Here is a 20,735-nt window from a genome sequence, read left to right as displayed (position 1 = left end):
CTTACCCTCCCCTGGAGGGGGAGGGTCGCTCGCGCACCGCGCGAGCGGGGTGGGGTGACAGTCTTTCCGCGAAGATGGTGCTTGGATTAGCGGTGATGGGTGAGACCATTGCTGTGGCTTCACCCCACCCCGCTGCGCATTCCGCTTCGCTGCATGCGCATCGACCCTCCCCCTCCAGGGGAGGGTAATCGGTGGCCCTACCTCATCCTCCTCGCACTGCTCCAGCTCTTCAGCGACGCCCACACGCCGCGTGACAGGCGGAAGCAATCGACGGGCGTGGACGATCCCAGCGCCAGGAAGCGGTGCAGCTGGACGCCGCTCCACTGGAAGCCGCACTTCTCCAGCACCTTGCGCGAGGCCGGATTGGTGACGCGCGCGCCAGCATAGAGATGGTCGTCCTCGAACTCCTCGAAGAAGAAGTCGATCGCGCCGCGTGCGGCCTCGGTGGCAAAGCCCTGGCCCCAATGCTCGACGCCGAGCCAGTAGCCGAGCTCGGCATTGTCGGGCGTGGAGCAGTCGATGCCGACCATGCCGATTGGGCCGCTGTCGTGCTCGATCAGGAACACGGTCTCGCTGCCGAGCGCGGCGGTGGCGCGGATGAATTCGACAGCGTCGTCCTGCGAATAAGGATGCGGCAGGCGGCGGGTGTTTTCTGCGATGCGGCGGTCGTTGGCGAGCCGGGCGATGGTCCTGACGTCGGCGAGTGTCGGCCGCCGCAAGGTCAGCCGCTCGGTGGCGACGACACTCGGTCTCGCCTCCTGCAAGGTCACGCTCGAGAAATCCTGCAACATGTCCGGCTCCTGGAAAGTCACTAAGTCAAAGTGAGCAAGTCAAAGAAAAGGGGAGGCCGGTTTCCCGCCTCCCCTGGAGCCTTCGATCTCTATGATCTCTAGGACTCCGCCGGTTTGGTCAGGACCCGGCGGATTCCCATTTGATCCGCCGTCTATTCAGCCGCCTCTGCGATCGGGAGTACCGATACGAAGGTGCGGCCGTTGGCTTTGGCCTGGAACGCAACACGACCTTCGACCTTGGCGAACAAAGTGTGGTCCGTGCCCATGCCGACATTAAGGCCGGGGTGCCAGGTGGTGCCGCGCTGACGCGCAATGATGTTGCCGGGAGCGACGATCTCCCCGCCGAACGCCTTGATGCCGAGGCGCTTGCCCTTGGAATCGCGTCCGTTACGCGATGAACCGCCTGCTTTTTTGTGAGCCATGGCTCGTCTCCGAAATCCTACGTATGTCTAGATCAATTCCTTGACGGAATCATTTCACGATTTCTCACGCATCAATTCGTGAATTGGCGTGATCAAATCTCGTTATTCGGCGGCTTCCGTCGCGGACTCCTTGGCCACCTTCTCCTTCTTCGGACGCGGGCCCTTGGTGGGCTTGGCGCCGTCGGTCAGGATCTCGCTGACGCGCAGCACCGTGATCTCGTCGCGGTAGCCGCGCTTGCGGCGCGAGTTCTTGCGGCGGCGCTTCTTGAACGCGATGACCTTCGGTCCGCGTTTGTGGTCGAGCACCTCGACCGCAACGGACGCGCCTGCGACCGTCGGGACGCCCAGGACCGGCGTGTCGCCGCCGACCACCAGAACTTCATTCAACTGCACGATCGTGCCGACTTCGCCGGCGATCTTGCCTACTTCGAGAACATCATCCGGCACGACGCGGTATTGCTTGCCGCCGGTTTTGATGACTGCGAACATCGTTTTTTTCCTTCGTGTTCAATCCCGGCCTCGCGACAGTTTGTCGGGGCCGGCTTTTTGTCAGTCGCTACGGGTTTATGCGAGCTTTGTGCGGGCGGGAGTTATCCCTTTGAAAACCCACGCAAAAGCAAGCGGCGCGAGAAACGCCCCGCGCCGGCTGTGGGACTTATAGCCGCCGGACGCCGCAAGTCAAGGAAAAGCGAGCGAAAACGGTCAGGATTTGAAGGATTTGGGTCCATTCTGGTGTGTGGGCCGAATCTGCGGCCGGCTTGAAACCAACGGGTTCCCTCCCCGTTGTGTCCTCGCAAATCGGACACGCGGGCAAGGGCTATCATGGCAACAGACCAGCTGGTCAACACGACGGGCATCGCCCAGCACGGGGCGAGCCGCCTGCCGTCGGTCGACGTCGACAGCTTCAACATCGAGATCAAAGACGACGAGGGCTTTTTGGGCGACCGCGCCAGCAAGGGCGCGTTTCGCGAGATCCTCGAAGAGTGGCGCAAACCGCTTCGCAAGAGCGGCGAGGATCCCTTCGGCGACGAGCCGTCCGACAAGATCAGCAAGAAGGCCCTCGATGCCGTTCTGGTCGGCGACGATACCGAGGCCACGGCCGTCGTGCATAGCGCGATCGAGGATTTCGCGCAGGAGCTCGCTTACGTCACGCGGCGGTTCCTCAAGACCAAGGCCTGGGCCAAGACCGACTGCATTGTGGTCGGCGGCGGCTTTCGCGCGAGCCGGCTCGGTGAAATTGCCATTGCCCGGGCCGAGATCATCCTCAAGTCGGAAGGCTTCGAGGTCGATCTGGTGCCGATCCGCTTCGATCCTGATGATGCCGGGTTGATCGGAGCCCTGCACCTCGCACCGTCCTGGATTTTCGAGGCCTATGACAGCATCCTCGCGGTCGACATCGGCGGAACGAACATCCGCTGCGGGATCGTGGAAACGCGCTGGAAGAAGGCGCCCGATCTGTCCAAGGCCGCGGTCTTCAAATCCGATTTGTGGCGCCATGCCGATGATGAGCCGAGCCGCGAGGCCGCGGTGAAGCGGGTGGTCAAGATGCTCGAGGGGCTCATCGAGGATGCCGCAGCTGAAGGCTTCAAGCTCGCGCCGTTCATCGGCATCGCCTGTCCCGGTGTGATCGATGCGGACGGCTCCATCGAGAAGGGCGCGCAGAATCTGCCCGGCAATTGGGAGAGCAGCAAGTTCAACCTGCCGGCAAGCCTCGTCGAAGCCATCCCCGAGATCGGCGGGCACGACACCGCGGTCGTGATGCACAATGACGGCGTGGTTCAGGGCCTTTCGGAAGTTCCGTTCATGCAGCACGTCGAGCGCTGGGGCGTGCTCACCATCGGCACCGGCCTTGGCAATGCGCGCTTCACCAACCGCCGCAAGGAGAGCGCCAACGGAAAAGACCGGGATTCCACGGAGAACGGGAAGAAAAAGGGCAAGAACGACAAAGAGTAACCTTGACCGGTTAGGTTAAGGGGCGGATTGCGTTGCGCGGTGCGGGCTGCACGCTAGGGTCGAATCGTCGCTTCACTCGGCCGGCGAAGCCGCCCTTCCCGGTCAGTATTTCAATGAGCGGCAAGGGACCGCCAGTGTTTACCGCGTCTGGCGGTCCCACCCCGTTTCTTGGACCCGGGCCTCAATTCCAGCCGATGCGCTGAAAGAACGCCGCGATCTCCATGGCCGCGCGATCCGGATCTTCCCGGTGCGGGAAGTGCCCGACGTCCGGAAACATCGCCAGATCGAGCTCGCTGAAGGTTTCCCCGAGCCGGTCGGTCCAGGCATAGGGAAACAGCGGGTCGTGCTCGGCCCAGCGCACACACGTCGGCACGTTGATCGGCGGCAGGCGCGGCGCCTCGCCCTTCATCATCGCGATGCGCCCGTCATGCGAGGCGCGATAATGCGCAAAGCCGCCGGCGAGGTTGCCGGGCTTGAGGAAGTTGTCGGCGAAGGCGTCGAGCACGTCGTCGAAGGCATTTTTCCGGTGTGCCCAGCCTTTGAGGAAGTGGCTGATATAGAGCCGGCAGCTCTCGCGGCTGGCGCCGACGAGCGCCGGGGCCATCTCCATCTGGTGGAAGGACTGGTACCAGATGTGGTTGAGCCTATCAGGGGCCGCCATGCGCGGCCCGATGCCGGGATAGACGAAATCGAACAAGAACAGCCCGGTGAGCCGGCCCGGTGCCTGCCGGGCCAGGGGCTGCATCACGGCGCCGCCGACGTCATGACCCACGACGCCGAATCGATCGATGCCGAGCCGGTTCATCAGCGCCAGCATGTCCGCGGCATGGCCATCCGGCCCGTAGGGGCCATCAGGCTTGTCGCTGTCGCCAAAGCCGCGCAAATCGGGCGCGATCAGCATGAAGCGGTCGGAAAGCCTAGATATCACCGGCTCCCAGGTCCGCCAGAATTCCGGCCAACCATGCAGCAAAAGCAGCGGTTTGCCGCTTCCAGCGCGGACCAGATGGAAATCGGCGCCATTGGCCGCGATCGTCAGATGCTCCACGGCGGTTCCTTTCGGAATGAGAGGGAAGGGATGAAACAGGCGGCGGATTTTCGCCTTTCGCGCCTTGTCTGGCCGGCCATCCTCGCCTATTACACGCCCCGACCACAGGGGTTCCTACCTCTTATCGGCACCTTCAGGAGAGGTGGCAGAGTGGTTGAATGCACCGCACTCGAAATGCGGCATAGGTGCAAGCCTATCGGGGGTTCGAATCCCTCCCTCTCCGCCATTTAGGCCCTGCTCAGCCCCAATCAGCGGCGATGGTCTCGGCCTGGCGAACGACTAGGTCGACGGCTGCCTTTTGCAGGTCGGGCGGATAGCCGTACCGAGCAAGAAGCTTTCGCACTTCGATGCGCATCTTGGCTCGGACGCCCTCCTTGCGGGTCCAGTCGATGGTTGCCGAGTTGCGGATCGTTTGAACCAGCAATTGTGCAAGGGTGCGCAGCGTCTCATGGGCCATCAGCTCGCGCGCGGATCCGTTCTCGGCGAGGGCCTCGTAAAAGGCCACCTCCTCCTGCGACAACCCCAGCTCTACCGCCCGAGCCGCATCGGCGCGAATGTCATGAGCTAATGCAATTAGCTCCTCAATGACTTGCACACTGTCGACGGCGCGGTTGTGGTACTTGCGCAGCGTCTCGTCCAAACGGTCACTCAGCTTCTGGGATTGTACGATATTCGTCCGGGCGTGCGCCCTGATTTCGTCTGCAAGCAGGCGGCGTAGCGTCTCGACTGCGAGATTCTTCTGCTTGGTGTCGCGCACTTCGGCTAGGAACTCGTCAGAGAAGATCGACAGATCGGGCTGGTCTAGCCCGGCGGCTTTGAACACATCGAGGATACCGTCTGCCATCACTGCTTTAGAAAGCAGTTGGCGGATGTCCCGCTCCACTGTGGCGCGGCTTCGCCCTGTACCCGTAGTGTATTTCGCCAAATTCGCCCGCAGTGCTGCGACCATCGCGATCTCGTGCGCGCGGCCCTTGACACGATCATCGCCTGCACTGATCGCATAAGCGACTTCTAGTTTGAGGCCAATCTCGATGAAAGCGTCACGCTTGCCCGTCGACAGCAAGTGTTCGAGGCACTGTTTCAAGATTGTCAATCGAGTGGTCGGCGGCGCGGCGAAGAAACCCTTCCAAGGGACACCGTTTAATAGCGCCAGAACACTTTCGAGCAGCGTCAGTGTTTGACGCGCCGCTTCGTCGGCGTCCATCCGCACTTGGTCACGGTCGCCCTGGGTGTACTTCTCCAAAGCCGCCTTGAGCTCAGCTCCAATCCCCAGATAGTCAACGACCAATCCACCGGGCTTGTCGCCCCAGACTCTGTTGACACGTGCGATTGCCTGCATGAGGCCGTGGCCGCGCATGGGTTTGTCAATGTATAGCGTGTGGAGCGACGGCGCATCGAACCCGGTCAGCCACATGTCTCGCACGATCACCAGATCGAAACCTGATGAAGGATCTTTGAAGCGATTCGCGAGCGCCTCAAGTCGTGATTTGGTACGCAAGTGAGGCTGTAATGGCTGAGGATCATCGGCTCGGTTGCCCGTGATCACCACCTTGATCAATCCCGCCTTATCATCGCTCTTGTCGGCTGAGACCCAGTTCGGTCTGAGCTCTGCGATCTCATCGTAGAGCGCCACGGCGATGCGTCGGCTGACTGTAACAATCATGCCCTTGCCGCCGGCCATGGCTTCGCGCCGCGTGTCGAAGTGGCTCACCACATCCGCGGCTATCTGCTTGATGCGATCTGTGGAGCCAACCACTTCCTCGAAGCGCGCGAGCTTGCTTTTGGTTCGCTCGACGGCAGCGTCGTCCCCCTCCGACAGCTCCTCGGCGAGAGTGTCAAGCTGAGCGCGTTCGGATTCGTTAAGGGCGAGGTGAAGACGGGCGAGGCGTGCGGTATAATGGATGGGGACCGTAGCGTGATCTCGTACCGCACGGGTCATGTCGTAAGTGTCGATGACCTCGCCAAAAGTCCCGTAGGTGTCGCGGTCCCTTTCTTCAATGGGAGTGCCAGTGAAGCCGACGACTGTGGCGCTAGGCAGCGCCTGCCGTAGGTAGTCGGCGAAGCCGACCGCTTCGCGAATACCACCGTCGCGTTCCACATAGCGCTTCTTGAAGCCATATTGTGTGCGATGTGCTTCATCGGCAATGACGATGACGTTGCTGCGATCGGTGAGCAGCGGATGCGAGCCGTCCTCACCACGAAAGCGCTGGATGGTCGTGAATACGAGGCCGCCAATGTCAACCGCGAGCAAGCGCTGCATCTCTTCCGCCGTTTCGGCTTGCCGAGGCGTTCCACGGAGGGCTGCGCCATGATCGGCGAAGGTACCGAAGAGCTGGTCGTCGAGGTCATTGCGATCGGTTACCAGGACTATGGTGGGGTTCTTCAGCGTCTTGGCGAGCTGGAGCTGGCGCACGAAAAAGAGCATGGTCAGCGACTTGCCCGACCCCTGCGTATGCCACACCACGCCCCCCTTGCGGCTCCCGGACTGCGACGCGACAAGGGTCGAGGTCAACGCCTTCTTGACGGCATGAAATTGGTGGTAGGCCGCGAGCTTCTTGGACTTGACGGTGCCATCTTTAGTCTCGAAGGCGACGAAGTCGGTGATCAGGTCAATGAACCGCTCAGGCGCGAACACGCCACGGATCAGCACCTCCAGCTCCGAACGCCCGGCGTCGTCCAAGTTCGTGCCGTCAACGGTGCGCCAGGGCGCGAACCGGTCTAAATTTGCCGTCAACGACCCGATGCGCGCGTTGCTGCCGTCGCTGATCACAAGCACCTGATTGGTGCGCATCAGCTCCGGCGCCCTCGTCTTATAGGTCGTGAGTTGGCTGTGCGCCTTCTCCAACGTGGCCGTCGCGTCGGATGGACTCTTCAGCTCCAGCACCGCGACAGGCAGACCGTTGACGAACGCGGTCACGTCCGCACGCACCATGCCTTTGTCGCCCTTCACAATGAACTGGTTGGCAACTAACAAGCGGTTCGCGTGAGGCTTCTCCTGATCGATGATCCTGATGCCGACAGTGCGCGTAGTTCCTTTCTCGTTGATCTCAACCGGTACGCCGCTGACTAGGAAGGGATGGAAGAGACGGTTGTTCTCGATTAGATCCTGGCTCTGCGACGCCTTAATCTTGAGCACGGCGGAGTTGACCATGTCGGACGTGGCCTCGGGGTTGAGCGAAGCGATGGCGCTGCGTAGCTCGGGCTCGAGGATTGCCTCACGGTAATCGGCGCGTGCGCCTATGGGACCTTCAGGCGCGAGATAGTCACCGGGCACGCTCTTCCAGCCGATCAGTTCAAACCACGAGAGCGCCGCCAACTCCACGGCCTCTTCTGCCAGCTCAATGCGGGGGGTATCGGGGGACGTGATGTAGGTCTCGCTCATACTGCTTCCGGGCGATCTAGCATGAAGCCGGAGCGCTCCCGCACCCGGCGCAATAGCTCGGGTCTGACGGTGACGCGCGTCATGCGGCGGCCTCCTTGCCCGTGATCTGATCAATACCGCGTTCAGCTTCCCAGTCGATGCGAGCGGCGTCGTAGGCTGTCTCGTCGAGGCGGAACAGCACCAAGCTGGCGGCGAAGGTCGAGCCAGCAATCTCGACTTCATTATATTCCGAGTCGAGGAAGGCGTTGAAGTCGGGGAAGTCATCGTAACCTGGTGCCGGATGCTCCTCTGACTGTTCCGCGCTGCGGCTCCAAGCGACATCGAAAAGAAACGCAACGAGACTGTCGCACAGGCCGCCCAGCATCAGTGCGTGTTGTCGCTGCAGGGTGCCCCAGTCCAGGGCGCCGCTATGACGCATGTTCGGGAAATTGCTCAGTTCTGCGAGTGCGTGAGCCGTGCCATTGATGCTGCCAAGCAATTTCTTCAGCGTTTCATTGATCTTCTCGGCGTCGGGATGATCCGTGATGGAGAAGTCCATCGCGTTGATTACGGCCCGCATCCGCTGATGAAACTGGTCATCCTTGCCGAACACGATGCCGAGCCGTGGCGCGATGGTGGCATGTGCTGCCTCGAACAACCCGCGGACGCTTTGGAGGCAAAAGACAGGCTCGCTCTCAATGCTGCGCTCCAACGCCGTCACATGGATGCGCAAGGGCTCTGCCCGATCAGGGTGAGCTTCGAGCAAACTCCGCAGCATTTGGAGGGCATAGGGCATCTCAGGCCGCCTCCACTGCATTCTCGGCATCCTTTATGCGAAGTTCGCCGGAAATGAGCCTGGGAAGGAGGGTGGCACGCAGGCCGCAAAGCTCGGTGCTCTCCGAACGTGCAGCTTCGATCCCGTCAACGAGAGAGCCGCACATCTGATGGAAAGCCTCGATCACTTCTGCAGAGGGCACGCAGCATGGTGTCTCGGCTACTACGTTGGGACGAACAGCAGGATAGGCGCCGCCATCCGCCAAGGCAGCCAAGGCTTCTATGTTCTCACCAGAGGTGGCGGCAAGGTAAACAAACTCCCGCAGCTGCGGCGCCTTCGGTCGAAGCACGGCAAAGCCGGTACTGCCAATCATGCCATCAAATGCGACCAGCGAATAAGATCCATTGCCGGGACGAACCGTACCTAAAATTGTGTCGCCTGGCCTGAGGACGCGCTGAGCGCGACTTGGTGCGTCTCCTGAAGTGAAGTGCTGAATCTCTTCGATGACGCCCCACTTCGTGTTCGCCAAATCGACATAAGCGACCTTGTCTTGACTTGTGTCAGATCCCCGGCTCTCCGGGTTGAGATGAGCAACGTCGGCGAGTGTGCCTGACCGCCACCCCTCGGGCATGCCGCCATCGTCGAAGTAGGAAGGGAAAAATGCGGCCGTGGCGTCAGGTAGGCTAGAGAGGTGGCCCTCAGCCTTTGCGCGGACGGGGTCGAAATTCACGAACCAGCTTTTGAACAGCGCCCGTGCCGTTTCCTCGAGCGTCGCCGCCATACGTCGATTGAGCTCGATCTTATCATCGAGGGAGCCAAGTAGGTTCGCAATGGCGTCTTGCTCCGGTCGTGGTGGCAACACAATGGGAAACTTCGGGAATTCCTTGAGATGGATGCGGTCTACCGTGCTGCCGGGCTTGGTGTGCGCTCGAAGGTGCTCTTGAAAGGCCGGCCCGAGATAGTAATACAGGAGGTATCGATTGTTCAGACGATCAGATTTCGCGCGGGCGAGCGCCAGACGCCGTCCGAGACAACAGTGCAAACCATCGGGGATTAGCGCTGCCTGACCGATACGGGTCTCATAGGAAAAGACCAGATCGCCCGGAATCGGCACAACTCTTCGGGTCCATTGATGGTACGTCTCTGCTGTAACGTGCCGAGTTTCAGACAGGTCAAGTCGGCCGTCATTAAGTGCATCGATCCCCAAGAAGACCGGCCCGTCATCTACAAAGTTCGGAGTCGCATGAGGGCCATCGTAGATGTCCGCGATTTCTCCGACTTCAACGGTCTGCCACTCACCACCCATGGCCGACTCCTGCGAGCGCCTTGCGTATGCGTTCGTCCAGTGCAGCACTTTGATCCATCTGTTCGCGCAGCGCCTTGGTTAGTCGCGCCATCTTGGTGTCGAAGGTTTCCTCGTCCTTCTCCGCCGCCTCAACGCCGACATAGCGCCCGGGCGTGAGCACAAAGCCCTGATCGGCTACCTCCTTGAGGTTTGCCGACTTGGCGAAGCCGGGCACATCTGCGTAGCGCCCTCCCACCTCACGCCACGCGTGATAAGTATCGGCCACCTTGGCGATATCTTCGTCCGTCAGTTCCTTCAGCGTGCGCGAGACCATGCTGCCGAGGTTGCGCGCGTCGATGAAAAGCACTTCTTCCGTGCGGTCGCGCAGCCTCTTGTCGCGCGAAAGTCCGTTGGATTTGTCGCGGGTGAGAAACCAAAGGCAGACCGGAATCTGCGTGGTAGAGAAGAGCTGTCCCGGCAGCGCCACGATGCAGTCGACTAGGCCCGGATAGTGGATTTGCTTCCCTTCCTCGCTGACGGTAACGCCCTCGATTAACGCTCGCCGGATGTCGCCCTCGCCGGATTGCTGGCTGGAGAGCGAGCCGTTGGCCAGCACGATACCGGCGTACCCGTCCGGCGCGAGGTGGTAGATGATGTGCTGGAGCCAAGCGAAGTTGGCGTTGCTGGCTGGCGGTTCGCCATAGTGCCAGCGGCCGTCGCCCTTGAGCTTCTCGCCTCCCCAATCACTGTCGTTGAAGGGTGGGTTGGCAAGCACGTATTTTGCCATGAGGCCCTTGTGCAGGTCCTCATGGAACGTGTCTGCCCACTTCGAGCCGAGGTTGGCATCGATACCGCGGATGGCTAGGTTCATCTTGGCGAGCCGCCAAGTGGTAGCGTTCGACTCCTGCCCATATACCGCGATCTGATCGCGGGCCTTCTTGGGGTCGACGTGCTTGCCGGCGTGCTCTTCAACGAAGCGCTCGGACTGCACGAACATCCCGCCAGACCCGCAACAGGGATCATATACGCGGCCCTTGAAGGGCTCCAGCATGGCGACCAGGAGCTTCACCACGCATCCGGCCGTGTAGTACTGCCCGCCCCGCTTGCCCTCAAGCTTGGCGAACTCACCAAGGAAATACTCGTAGACTTGGCCTAGCACGTCTTGCCCATGATGCGCATCCTCGAACTTGATGTTGGAGAAGAGCTCCAGCACCTCGCCCAGTCGCGTCTGGTCCAGCTCCTGCCGGGCATAGTTCTTGGTCAGCACGCCCTTAAGCGTTGAGTTCTCCGCCTCAATGGCGATCATCGCCTGATCGATCAGCTCGCCGATGGTCGGCTTAGTGCTAGTGGCGTTCTCCTTCAGGAAGGTCCAGCGAGCACGATCAGGCACGAAGAAAATGCCGGCGCCGACGATCAGGTCGCGGGCAGCATCGGGATCGTCGAGGAGGAAGGCTTCCTCGGGATTCGCCGCGACCTCCGCGATGCGAGCGTCGAACCGGTCGGAGATATATTTCAGGAAGATCAGCCCGAGTGCGACATGCTTATATTCAGCGGCATCCATATTGCCGCGCAACTTATCGGCAGCCGCGAATAACGTGGCGGCAATGGAGGGACCCGGCTTTGTGGTCTTTGCAGCAGCGCTCTTGGTTCCCGGCTTTTTTCTCCCACGTTGCACTACCCAAACCCCCGTCCTGAAAATCCCGTTGACCGGGCTTGTTATGATCAAGAATAGGTTAACAGCAAGTAGTGTCTGCCTAGACTATGCGTCATGCGATCCGCCGCGAAGTCACCATCGCCCTGCCGGTTGTGGGAAACGGCCAGCTTACCTATCAGCCCACCTTGATCTGATTGGTCGCGTCCGTATGAAGTGGGACTCTCCTCAGCCAGACGGTCGACCGCGTCTGCTTCCACGAGCCGGTGATTTTTTGCGGATCACACGCTCTGCAAGGGTGCCATTGTGCCCCTGTTTTGCCCGACGTGTCAAAGGCGCGCGGCCTCACGCGAAATGCGCGACATGACAATCGCCGCCTATCTCTGTGGACTCCGGAAGCATGAACGGCAGCCAACGGCCATGTCGACAATCGCGCACTCCATTGCCGTTTCAGACCTAGACCTGCTATCACTCGCGCTCATCGCTCTCCAATTCTACCCCCACAAGTCAGTCGACTCTGCCTCCGCGTAAGTCATTGATCTTGCAGCCGCCGGCTACTGTGCATGGGGTTGTTTTCTCACTTTTTGTTATCTTCTGGCAAAAGGCCTAGGTTTAATCGTCACAATACCCCGGCTGGCCTCGCCAGATCGGGTCGCCATCCACCAAGCGAGACAGGAGTGCAATCTTTCGGCACCGGCTGGGGCAACGGGCTTCTCGGCGTCATCATCTTCAGTGGCTCGCTGCCGGCGACGCGCGTGGCGGTCGGCGGTTTCTCCGCGCTGTTCCTGACGTCCACGCGCGCGGTCATTGCGGCGCTGATCGGCCTGGCCGTGCTCGGCGTGCTCCGTCAGGCGCGGCCGGCGAGGCGCGATCTCGCCTCGCTCGCCATCGTCGCCATCGGTGTCGTGGTCGGCTTTCCCTTGCTGACCGCGCTCGCGCTCCAGCACATCACCTCGGCGCATTCGATCGTCTTCATCGGCCTCTTGCCGCTATCGACCGCGATCTTCGGCGTCTTGCGCGGCGGCGAGCGGCCGCAGCCGTTGTTCTGGCTGTTTGCCGTCCTCGGCAGTGCCACCGTCGCGGGCTTTGCTCTGTCGAACGACGGCTCAGCCTCGCTTACCGGCGATCTCCTGATGGTGGCCGCGATCGTCTTGTGCGGCCTCGGCTATGCCGAAGGCGCCGCGCTGTCGCGCCGCCTCGGCGGCTGGCAGGTGATCTCCTGGGCGCTGCTGCTGGCGCTGCCGCTGATGGTGCCCGTCGTGATTTGGACGTGGCCGCCGACATGGAGCGGCGTCGGCGCGCCCGCCTGGATCGGGCTCGCCTACGTCTCGATCTTCAGCATGTTCGTCGGCTTCATCTTCTGGTATCGCGGGCTCGCGCTCGGCGGCATTGCGCGTGTCGGCCAGTTGCAGCAGCTCCAGCCATTCTTCGGCCTCGCGCTTGCCGGCCTGTTGCTGCACGAGCCGGTTGCCTGGAGCATGATCGCCGCGACCGCGCTCGTGGTCGTCTGCGTCTTCTTCGCGCGCCGGTTTGTATGATGATGGCCGGCTAGTCCTGCCTTCGGCACGGCAACGGCGCGAGTGCACGGACTGCCCAAGCAGGCCCGGCGAACGCGCGCGAGATTGATGATTCCCGCGCGCGCCCAGCGACGTACGAGCCGCGAACGAGCTCACTCCATCACGGTTTTCGTCAGCGTCGAGCGGGCGAATTTCTTCAGCGGCATCGGCTTGCCGAACAGAAAGCCCTGCACGAGATCGAAGCCGAGCTCGTTCGCGCCGACGAGGTCGGCGCGGCTCTCGACGCCCTCGGCGACCACGCGCGCGCCGTAGCCCTGCGCCAGCTCGACGATGTGACGGCACACCGTGCGCTTCAGCCGGTCACTGCCGCTGCCGGTGACGAAGTGCCGGTCGGCCTTCATCATGACGAAGGGAATCTTGTCCAGGCCCATCAGTGCCGGCCAGTTGGCGCCGAGATTGTCGATCGCGAGGCCAATATTGTGCAGGCCCACCTCGCGTGCGACCTCGGTCAGGAGGTCGAGATCGCGGGTTGCTTCTTCGCTGTCGATCTCGATGGTCAGCCCGCCGAAGGCCGGATGCGTCGGCACCCGGCGACAGAGATCGCGCACCGCCTGCGGCGCCTTCAGATAGGACGCCGGCAGGTTGATCGAGAGATCGACCGGGCTCTGCTGCTCGAGCAGATAGTGCCAGTCCTGCATGGCGCGCTCGATCACGAATTCCGAGAGGTCGCGCAGATGCGGATCGTGCTCCTCGGGAATGAAATAGGCCGGCGGCACGACGCCCCAGGTCGGATGGCGCATTCGCACCAGCGCCTCGGCGCCGCTGCGGATCAGCGTGCGCGCGTCGATCTTGGGCTGGTACCAGAGCTCCAGCCAGCCGGCATGCAAGGCCTCGCCGACATGCACGGCCGGGCTCGGCGCCGGCTCCTCCGGCAGCAGCATCGCGACACGCTCGCGCAGCGTCTCCGCGGCAAAGGGCGTGGTCAGCGGCGGCAGCATCGCAAGGCCATATTCCTCGCCGACCTGCCGCACGGCCCTGACGATGATCGATTCGCGGGCGCCGACCGCCAGAACCTTCCCAGCGAAGCCCTCACGCACCAAGACCTCCAGGAATCTTCCCGGCTCGATGCCGTCGGTGGCGACACCGAGCAGGATCAGATCCGGCAATTCGGTGGCGAGCACGGTTTGCAGCTCGTCCGCGCTGGCGCATTCGCTGGTGACGAAGCCCAGATCCTCGAGCACTTCGCTGAGGAAGGCGCGCAAGTGACGCTTGCTGTCGGCCACGCAGGCGCGCGGCGTCACCTTTCGTCGTCCGAAGGTTACAGGCCTTCGTCCGACGAGTTCAACACTCCCATCGTTCATCAACACCACTCCCGTTCCGTGACGGTTTCTTAAACGCGGAGCGTGGGTTCAAATAAGGAAGAGCGTCACGTCGCTGTTGAATTATTTGAGTAACGTTAAGCCCTGCAATTCGAGCTAATTTGTCGACAGATTCTTCGAAAAGAATTCGCATACTCCGGCACCGCACGTGCAACGGCTGCCAGCGCATGCGGAATTTCTCCCGCGCGACCGATGAACGTGCGGCTTGCCGACGCCAGGCATCGAGCGATGCGGTTTCGTGGCCCTTCGCTGCAATGACAGGACGATTGGAGAATTAATTTCCGGCGGCTTTTTCGTGTTGTGCAACGCCGACTGCCTTGTAGTCATAGGTCGGATAGAATTCGGTGCGATAAGATCCCCATGCCGTGTCCTCGATGACGCGGTTGACCTCGCGCAGCCGCGACGCCGGCAGGCGCAGCGTGATCACCTGACCAATGCCCATCATCACATACCAGCTCACGACCTCGACGCCGGGCGGCGGAAACGCCTTGTAGAAGCCCTGCGTCTCGAGTTGCGCATTCAGCTCGTGCAGCGGCCGGGATTGATCGTGCTTGAAGAAGACGGTCAGCAGCACCGCGTTTTCGGCGGTCGGCGCAGCATTGCCTTGCGGCGGCGTCGTCTGCGCCATCGTCGCCGATGTGAGCGCGAGCGCACTCACGAGCAACATCACCATCGTCAGGGTCCGTCGGTTCGATCTCATCGCGACCTCCTGCGGCTTGTTCCTTCGCAGCATCGGAGGATAGGAGCGACAGCTACGGCCGCGGAACTCATTTTCGCGCGATGCGCGCATGTTCCACCTGCGCTCGTGACAGTTATGCGACGATGCGTCCGCGCCTGTCGGCGCAAATGTGAAACACATCACATGCGCACTGCTGCGCCTGCGCTATTGCTCCGCACAGCCGGTGGTGGGCTGTCGAGGATGCAGCAATGACGATGCGGCGAATGATGTATTGGTGGTTCAGATTCGTGCTGTCGGGGCGATTTCTCGATCGCTTCCTGTGTCTGCCGCGCGCGCATTAGGGCATGATCGCGAAAGCCCCTCGCGCTTTGCGCGATATCAGGTCTGCCCGATCAATTTGCGAAACGCCGCCGCGCCGTCCTGCATCGCGTCGCGTCCCTTCCAGGCGAGATAGGTCAACTTGCCGCCGAGCGTATCGTGGCTGCGCAGGCGGCGCGATCCGAGAATGTGGCCGACATTGGCGGGGAAGCGGCTGACCTCGGCGGACACCAGCGCCGCGATCGCGTCCATCAATTGCTGGAGGCGGATGCCCCATTCGCAATGTTCGATGTCGTCGATGCGGACCTTGAGCGCATATTCGATGTCGTAGATCTCGGCGAGCAGGTCGCGGGCGACCAGCACCCGGTTGTGCCGGAGCGCGACCCGAAGAGCGAGGCGCTTGTCGTCGAGACGGTCGAGCACCATCGGAACGGCACAGGCATAGGGCGCGGCGGCGACGTCGGCGGCGCTCTTGCTCGCGGCGGCCTTGGTGGCAAGGCGCACCAATTGCCAGGACGTCTTCAGGCGCCTTGCCACCAGTGCCAATGCGAAGGGCAGCGCGCGGGGATGGGACTTCCTGAAGCCGTCGAGTTGCGAGGTGATCTGGGCCACCTGGTTGTCATCGAACTTCGCGATCTGCTCGGGCAGTTTTTCGTTGAACTTCGGCAGCGCGTCGCCGGCGCGCAGCACGTCGAGCATCTTCATGACGTCGTCGAAGGCGGTGCGCGATGCCGTGTACTGCGCGAGCTTGCCGCGTGCGAGCTCGGTGCTATCCGCCAACGCCAGGGTGCTCTCGAGGACCTTGAGGACCTTGGTCTGGAAGGTCGACGCGATCTTTTGCACTTCCTTCGGATTGTTGGCGGCGACCTGGTCGTTGATCGCCTTGATGTAGTCGCGTGCCATGGTCGGCAGCAGGTCGCGGCAGATCCATTCCCAGATCGGGGTGAGGGTGTTGCGCGAGATCCGCCCCGCATTGGCGTGCTCAGGCGCGCCGTCGATCAACAGCAACTCGAGCGGTGCGAAGAAATAGCGCGAGGGGCTGGTGGCGCGCGCCTGGGTCGATCCGTCCTTGCGAAACTCGGCGCGCAAGCGCGACTGGATGTCGGCCGAGCCCGGCATGTCGATGCCGCACAGCTCGAGCCGCTCGAGTTCGCTGAGCAGACAGCTGCGCGACAGCGGCGTCAGCCTCTGCAAGAATTCCGACAGCCGATCGATCTCGTTCATGGCACGCAATCTTTCGCAGCGTTTCCCGCAGGCATGCGGGCCCAATGCGTGGAGGCATTTGCGCGCTCTCAATCTCCCTAGAGAAGCAAGTCGCCGTTAATTAATCCGTAAAATCCGGGGGGGCGGGCACGAGCGGAGGCAGGCTTTGAGGGTTTTCGCCCGCTTGCTCAGGATCTGGGCCGGAATCTCAACCTCTACGCGCCCGGGAACCGCCCCGCGCAAGCATAAATTGTGCCGATGCCGCGGATTTAGCGCAAAACTGCCGAAATCACCGTAGTCTTACGGAGCAAAAAGTTAACCACAGACCGGCCCCCGTTCCGCTAAATGAGTGACATGGCGTCACAGAATGATACGGCCACTGATTCGCGGCCGTCGGAATGGTACGAAAGCAGCGCTGCTCCAGCTGAAGAGCCCGATTTCGTCCGCCTGAACGCCGCCCGTGCCAAGGCCGCCGACGAAATGGCCGCCGCCATTGCCCGCGAGCTCAACGGCCCCCTGACGGCGCTCCTGCTCTACATGGGCGAGATCAAGCACCACAGCGATCAGCTCGCGCCCGTCACCGGCGACCGCGCCTATTTGCAGCGCGTCGTGGAGAATGCGCTGGCGCAGACCGAGCGCGTTTGCGGCCTCGTCAAGCAGCTTGCTGGTCCTCACAAGGGCGGCCTGCCGATCCCATCCGGAACCGAGAACGCCGAAGCGCGGACCCCCCGCGTGCCGCTGCCGCAGCGCGTGCCCCGCGCCGAATTGATTGGCCTGTCCGGCCAGAAGCGGCTGACCAAGCGCGAGCGCGAGGTGCTGAGGCTGATCAGCGAAGGCTATTCGAACAAGCAGGGCGCGCTTCGGATGCAGATCAGTCCGCGCACGTTCGAAAGCCATCGCGCCGAGGCGATGCGCAAGCTCGGTGCGCGCAACACCGCGGACCTCGTCCGTGCGGCGCTGCTGCACTCGATCGATTGAGATTGATTGCATTCCGCCCGGCCGGCGGCGCTGATCCCGCTCAGAAATAGTCTTCGGCGAAGGGACGCGTGCGTGATGCGGGCCGCAGCGGCTTGGGCTCGTCCTTCGGTGCGTTCGGGATGATCGTGATGGTCCAGCGGGGAGGCATGCTCGATTCCTGCTCGAGCACCGAGCGCACGAAGCCAGTCACCGTCGACTCGCCAGACTTTACCGTCGCCATCCGGCCGTTGAACTGAGCGATGCGGAAGCGACGGACTTCCTTCTGGTCCGCAGTCTCGTAGGTGAACATGGAAACCCTCCTGGTTTCCCGCGACTATCGCCAGCTATGATTAGCCATCTGTGAAAATCCCAAGCCGTAGAAGTACGGCGGGAATACACGCGCGGATAGTTAGAGCGTTTTCGACAACCGAAATGGCTCTAAAGCGCGATGAGATTTGGATGAATCGTCATCGCGCTTTAGGTTGTTGTTTGAGCATGATCTTTTCGGAAAATCGCTGCGCACTTTTCCGGATCATGCTCTAGCATTCCGGCTCCTGCGCGCGCGCCGCGGCGTAGGCGGCATCCATCAGGTCCAGGAGATCGCCGAGCTCGGTGTCGTGAAGCGTCTCCGCAGACTTCTCCAGCCGCAGTGCCAGCGCCGCGAGCCTCGCATAGCCGAACGTCCCGGCCGCACTCTTCAACGAATGTGCTTCGCGCGCGATCCTGGCCTGGTGCTGCTCGCGCGAGAGCGTGCGGAACAGTTGCAGGCGTGCGCCGGTCTCGCTCCAGAACACGGCGCGCACCTCGCGGGCTCCGTCCTCGCCGATCTCGCGTACCAGCGCGGCATAAGCATTCGGGTCGCGGGCGTGCGCGCAATCGAACACTTTCTGCGCCGGCGCGGCGGTCACTTCAAACATGGCTTTGCCTGCCTCGATCACGATTCGATGCCGCGCGGGCCGGTATCGGTGCGAGGCCCGCCGTGTCTACGGCATCTGGATTTCAGTTCCGGAATCAGGACGACTGGTGTTTGCAGGCCGGCATTAGCCGTCCGTTTACCACGCGGGCGGGGTCAGCGCTGGCCGAGCAGCCGGTCGTATTGCGCCTTCACGGTGGCGTAGCATTCGCACGCGGTCTGGCGCAGGCCGTCCAGGTTCAGGATCTGGATGTGTCCGCGGCTGTAGTGGATGAAATTGGCCTGCTGCAAGGTGTTGGCGACCAGCGACACGCTGTTGCGCCGCGCCCCGATCATCTGTGCCATGGCCTCCTGGGTCAGCAGCAGCCGGTAGTCGCCCGACAGGTCATGGGTGTGCAGCAGGCAGCGCGACAGCCGCGACTCCACGGGATGGGCGGCGTTGCAGCCCGCGGTCTGCTGGACCTGCGCGTAAATCGCAAGACCGTGGCGCGTGAGCAAGGTCCGCAAGCTGCTGCTCTGGTCGGCCGCGACGCGCAGCCGGTCGAGATCCATCACCGACGCGACTCCGGGAACCAGCACGACGGCCGTGTTCAGCGCGCTTGCATCGCCCATGGTCGAGAGTGTTCCAAGCAGGCTGTCGCGGCCGATCATCGCGACCTGCACATGCTCGCCCTTGGCGAGCTTCACCACGAGCGAGATCACGCCGCGGTGGGGAAAATAGGCGCGCTTGAGCGTTTCGCCGGCCTCGACCAGCACCGCGTCATGGGGCAGATCGATCGCGCGCAGGTACGGGCGGATCAGCTCATAATCGTCTCCCGACAGCGCGGATAGGAAACCGTTGGATGGGCGGCCCGTCGTTTCCAAAGCTGCCTCCCGCCTTTTGCACCAGCAAAGTCGCCACCGGCGAAATCGCTTCTTGCGCGAGTAAGTTCCATCATGTTCACGTCGGGATATATTGGCAATTGGGACGAGATGTCCGGCCCAAGACAGTCTCCCTGACCATTTCAACCGTTACGAGATGAGAGCGCAGCAGATCGAAATCTGCCGCGTCGAGCATTTGCAGCAACTGGTTGGGCGGGTGGCCGCTTGCGGTCATAAAGGGGCACCGGGTGCATTGACATCCATTCGCGCCGCGCCACGTTCGTCATGCAGTTGCGCGGCGACAAAAATATATTGTATAGGTTGTGGCGCTGTCCATATACTCGTTGCAGGGCAGACAGCCTGTAGCATTTGCGGCGGAAATGGAAATAAAGAGCGGCGCGCTGATTCGCTCTTGAGTTGTGCACCTCTCTGCGAGGGTTGCGCAGGAAAGAGCGGCAAGGGGGCCTTCATGAGCCGGAAGCATTGCATCCGTGCTGCCATCGGACGCCGGTCGACCCGCGCAGTCTCGTCCGCGAGTGCTTTCAGCCATCCAGCATTGCTTCGAACCATGGCGCCGTGCGGCCGCAGATTTCGCGACCATCGACTCCGTTTTCCCGGCGCCGCCCACCATCTTAGCGGCCATCCATTTCTCGATCGAAACCAGAGGAGAAAGGCGTGTCCCACGGCTCGATGATTGAATTGCCGAAACGGGAAGCTCAAACGGGGAGGGAAGGTCTGCGCCATATTCTCGTTGTCGACGACGACCCGATGGTGTGCATGGCCATCGAGATCTATCTCCAGCGCAACAATTTTCGGGGACGATCGCCGAGGGAGGTGAAGCCGGACTGCGGGCCCTCGCACACGATCAGTTCGATCTGATGATCATCGACATCCTCATGCCGCATATGCGCGGGTTCGAATCGATCCGGACCTTCCACGAGCGGGCGCCCGCCATTCCGCTGATCGCAATGTCGGGCTACGCTTTCGCAAATCTGAATTCGCCTGCACCCGATTTCCTCCGGATGGCGCTGGAGCTCGGCGCCGCACGCTGTCTGCGCAAGCCGTTCACGCCGCACGCACTGCTCGCCGCCATCAACGATTGCCTGGCGGAGCATCGGCCCGACGCCGAGATTGCCTCGGCAGCGCGGCTGGGTTAGCGCAGCGCGAGCCGGACTGGCGACGAGGTAACGGTTCGTTTACCGAAAACGTGAATTTCGCGGAGCTCGGCACAGCACGAAACGACCATCGCGAGAGCGTCCGCGACCGCGGGCCGAGTCCGTTCAATTCCACGCCGGCCGCGCTTATCGTCCTTCACGAACGGGATTTTCTCGCGCGTGCCATGCGCCGTGATCGACGCGTCTACCTCACTCCTCGCTCCGTCGCGGCGCCGGTTTTGCCGAAGCGTGTCCTCGCATGCAGCCGAACGGCAAACTTGTCTTCAATATCCGTATTAGCACGGAGGCCGAAATTAACGGGACCGTGAAAAGGGATGTCTAACGATCGAAAAGCGGGCTTCCGTCGATACCAAGCGCGGCGCAACGCGTCGAAGCCCAGCTCAGTAAGGCGTACCTCATGGATGATCTGTTGCGGGAGTTTTTGACGGAGACCAGCGAGAGCCTGGACAC

The 20,735-nt window shown here is 62.0% G+C and carries 18 protein-coding genes, 1 tRNA gene and 1 pseudogene; 5 read left to right on the top strand and 15 right to left on the bottom strand.

Translation table 11 applies throughout. From position 1 onward, the window contains the following. Window positions 1-197: 197 nt before the first annotated feature. The 3 genes from AAE027_RS38520 to rplU all read right to left on the bottom strand — a co-directional run bounded on the left by AAE027_RS38520 (window position 198) and on the right by rplU (window position 1,702). Window positions 198-791 (bottom strand): GNAT family N-acetyltransferase, encoded by a 594-nt coding sequence (locus AAE027_RS38520; protein WP_164935160.1) that lies wholly within the window; start codon window positions 789-791, stop codon window positions 198-200. Between the two features lie 152 nt (window positions 792-943). Further along, the gene (gene rpmA / locus AAE027_RS38515) at window positions 944-1,213 is read right to left on the bottom strand and encodes a 50S ribosomal protein L27 (protein ID WP_091893154.1); all 270 of its coding nucleotides are present in this window, start codon (window positions 1,211-1,213) and stop codon (window positions 944-946) included. Between the two features lie 102 nt (window positions 1,214-1,315). Then, window positions 1,316-1,702 carry a 50S ribosomal protein L21 gene (rplU, locus tag AAE027_RS38510; protein WP_370990217.1) on the bottom strand — a complete coding sequence of 129 codons (387 nt, stop codon included), beginning with the start codon at window positions 1,700-1,702 and terminating at the stop codon, window positions 1,316-1,318. 333 nt (window positions 1,703-2,035) lie between these two features. Here rplU and AAE027_RS38505 point away from each other — a divergent pair, with 333 nt between their 5' ends. Continuing rightward, window positions 2,036-3,166: an ROK family protein gene (locus AAE027_RS38505; RefSeq protein WP_370990216.1), complete on the top strand. Its 1,131-nt coding sequence runs from the start codon at window positions 2,036-2,038 to the stop codon at window positions 3,164-3,166. Window positions 3,167-3,347: 181 nt separating this feature from the next. Here the strand turns inward: AAE027_RS38505 and AAE027_RS38500 are convergent, their stop codons facing one another. Further along, window positions 3,348-4,211: an alpha/beta fold hydrolase gene (locus AAE027_RS38500; protein WP_370990215.1), complete on the bottom strand. Its 864-nt coding sequence runs from the start codon at window positions 4,209-4,211 to the stop codon at window positions 3,348-3,350. A gap of 136 nt (window positions 4,212-4,347) precedes the next feature. Between AAE027_RS38500 and AAE027_RS38495 the strand changes: the two genes are divergently transcribed. Beyond that, window positions 4,348-4,437, top strand: a tRNA-Ser gene (locus tag AAE027_RS38495). A 12-nt stretch (window positions 4,438-4,449) separates the two neighbouring features. Here AAE027_RS38495 and AAE027_RS38490 read toward each other — a convergent pair. From AAE027_RS38490 to AAE027_RS38475, 4 genes are all read right to left on the bottom strand, one after another. Next, complete coding sequence (locus AAE027_RS38490) at window positions 4,450-7,593, bottom strand: type I restriction endonuclease subunit R (protein ID WP_370990214.1); 3,144 nt, start codon at window positions 7,591-7,593, stop codon at window positions 4,450-4,452. Window positions 7,594-7,672: 79 nt separating this feature from the next. Next, window positions 7,673-8,368 carry an abortive infection family protein gene (locus tag AAE027_RS38485; RefSeq protein ID WP_370990213.1) on the bottom strand — a complete coding sequence of 232 codons (696 nt, stop codon included), beginning with the start codon at window positions 8,366-8,368 and terminating at the stop codon, window positions 7,673-7,675. 1 nt (window position 8,369) lies between these two features. After that, window positions 8,370-9,653, bottom strand: coding sequence for a restriction endonuclease subunit S (locus tag AAE027_RS38480; protein ID WP_370990212.1), 1,284 nt, complete (start codon window positions 9,651-9,653; stop codon window positions 8,370-8,372). Beyond that, on the bottom strand, window positions 9,643-11,307 hold the full coding sequence (locus AAE027_RS38475; RefSeq protein ID WP_370990211.1) for a type I restriction-modification system subunit M: 1,665 nt from the start codon (window positions 11,305-11,307) through the stop codon (window positions 9,643-9,645). Before AAE027_RS38475 ends, AAE027_RS38480 begins: the two co-directional genes overlap by 11 nt. A 653-nt stretch (window positions 11,308-11,960) precedes the next feature. On the opposite strand from AAE027_RS38475, the gene AAE027_RS38470 reads away from it, so the two are divergent. Continuing rightward, a complete protein-coding gene (locus AAE027_RS38470) occupies window positions 11,961-12,821 on the top strand; it encodes a DMT family transporter (protein WP_370990210.1) in 861 nt (286 codons plus the stop codon). A 131-nt stretch (window positions 12,822-12,952) separates the two neighbouring features. Here AAE027_RS38470 and AAE027_RS38465 read toward each other — a convergent pair whose 3' ends face one another. From AAE027_RS38465 to AAE027_RS38455, 3 genes are all read right to left on the bottom strand, one after another. After that, window positions 12,953-14,161, bottom strand: coding sequence for an EAL domain-containing response regulator (locus AAE027_RS38465; RefSeq protein WP_370990209.1), 1,209 nt, complete (start codon window positions 14,159-14,161; stop codon window positions 12,953-12,955). Between the two features lie 292 nt (window positions 14,162-14,453). Then, the gene (locus AAE027_RS38460; RefSeq protein ID WP_370990208.1) at window positions 14,454-14,879 is read right to left on the bottom strand and encodes a hypothetical protein; all 426 of its coding nucleotides are present in this window, start codon (window positions 14,877-14,879) and stop codon (window positions 14,454-14,456) included. Window positions 14,880-15,236: 357 nt separating this feature from the next. After that, window positions 15,237-16,400 (bottom strand): hypothetical protein, encoded by a 1,164-nt coding sequence (locus tag AAE027_RS38455; RefSeq protein ID WP_370990207.1) that lies wholly within the window; start codon window positions 16,398-16,400, stop codon window positions 15,237-15,239. A 333-nt stretch (window positions 16,401-16,733) separates the two neighbouring features. Here AAE027_RS38455 and AAE027_RS38450 point away from each other — a divergent pair, with 333 nt between their 5' ends. Further along, window positions 16,734-17,357 (top strand): LuxR C-terminal-related transcriptional regulator, encoded by a 624-nt coding sequence (locus tag AAE027_RS38450; RefSeq protein WP_370990206.1) that lies wholly within the window; start codon window positions 16,734-16,736, stop codon window positions 17,355-17,357. Window positions 17,358-17,397: 40 nt separating this feature from the next. On the opposite strand, the gene AAE027_RS38445 is transcribed toward AAE027_RS38450, so the two are convergent. The 3 genes from AAE027_RS38445 to AAE027_RS38435 form a co-directional block, all read right to left on the bottom strand. Beyond that, window positions 17,398-17,646: a hypothetical protein gene (locus AAE027_RS38445; RefSeq protein ID WP_091893184.1), complete on the bottom strand. Its 249-nt coding sequence runs from the start codon at window positions 17,644-17,646 to the stop codon at window positions 17,398-17,400. 229 nt (window positions 17,647-17,875) lie between these two features. Then, window positions 17,876-18,253, bottom strand: coding sequence for an Hpt domain-containing protein (locus AAE027_RS38440; protein ID WP_370990205.1), 378 nt, complete (start codon window positions 18,251-18,253; stop codon window positions 17,876-17,878). Between the two features lie 152 nt (window positions 18,254-18,405). Further along, the gene (locus AAE027_RS38435) at window positions 18,406-19,113 is read right to left on the bottom strand and encodes a Crp/Fnr family transcriptional regulator (RefSeq protein WP_370990204.1); all 708 of its coding nucleotides are present in this window, start codon (window positions 19,111-19,113) and stop codon (window positions 18,406-18,408) included. Window positions 19,114-19,785: 672 nt separating this feature from the next. On the opposite strand from AAE027_RS38435, the pseudogene AAE027_RS38430 reads away from it, so the two are divergent. After that, window positions 19,786-20,267 (top strand): annotated as a pseudogene (locus AAE027_RS38430) (response regulator). A gap of 202 nt (window positions 20,268-20,469) precedes the next feature. Here AAE027_RS38430 and AAE027_RS38425 read toward each other — a convergent pair. Beyond that, window positions 20,470-20,735 (bottom strand): hypothetical protein (locus AAE027_RS38425; RefSeq protein ID WP_479714267.1); only part of this gene is annotated, 266 nt, incomplete at its 5' end.

The organism is Bradyrhizobium sp. DN3 (assembly GCF_041357655.1).
Classification (GTDB): Bacteria; Pseudomonadota; Alphaproteobacteria; order Rhizobiales; family Xanthobacteraceae; genus Bradyrhizobium.
This window is presented reverse-complemented; position numbering and strand designations above follow the sequence as displayed.

Coding starts and splice junctions, on each gene's coding strand:
- rplU (WP_370990217.1), bottom strand. CDS start 1,702: ATGTTCGCAGTCATCAAAACCGGCGGCAAGCAATACCGCGTCGTGCCG.
- rpmA (WP_091893154.1), bottom strand. CDS start 1,213: ATGGCTCACAAAAAAGCAGGCGGTTCATCGCGTAACGGACGCGATTCC.
- AAE027_RS38440 (WP_370990205.1), bottom strand. CDS start 18,253: ATGTTTGAAGTGACCGCCGCGCCGGCGCAGAAAGTGTTCGATTGCGCG.
- AAE027_RS38460 (WP_370990208.1), bottom strand. CDS start 14,879: ATGAGATCGAACCGACGGACCCTGACGATGGTGATGTTGCTCGTGAGT.
- AAE027_RS38450 (WP_370990206.1), top strand. CDS start 16,734: ATGGCGTCACAGAATGATACGGCCACTGATTCGCGGCCGTCGGAATGG.
- AAE027_RS38465 (WP_370990209.1), bottom strand. CDS start 14,161: ATGAACGATGGGAGTGTTGAACTCGTCGGACGAAGGCCTGTAACCTTC.
- AAE027_RS38485 (WP_370990213.1), bottom strand. CDS start 8,368: ATGCCCTATGCCCTCCAAATGCTGCGGAGTTTGCTCGAAGCTCACCCT.
- AAE027_RS38520 (WP_164935160.1), bottom strand. CDS start 791: ATGTTGCAGGATTTCTCGAGCGTGACCTTGCAGGAGGCGAGACCGAGT.
- AAE027_RS38455 (WP_370990207.1), bottom strand. CDS start 16,400: ATGAACGAGATCGATCGGCTGTCGGAATTCTTGCAGAGGCTGACGCCG.
- AAE027_RS38505 (WP_370990216.1), top strand. CDS start 2,036: ATGGCAACAGACCAGCTGGTCAACACGACGGGCATCGCCCAGCACGGG.
- AAE027_RS38490 (WP_370990214.1), bottom strand. CDS start 7,593: ATGAGCGAGACCTACATCACGTCCCCCGATACCCCCCGCATTGAGCTG.
- AAE027_RS38480 (WP_370990212.1), bottom strand. CDS start 9,653: ATGGGTGGTGAGTGGCAGACCGTTGAAGTCGGAGAAATCGCGGACATC.
- AAE027_RS38445 (WP_091893184.1), bottom strand. CDS start 17,646: ATGTTCACCTACGAGACTGCGGACCAGAAGGAAGTCCGTCGCTTCCGC.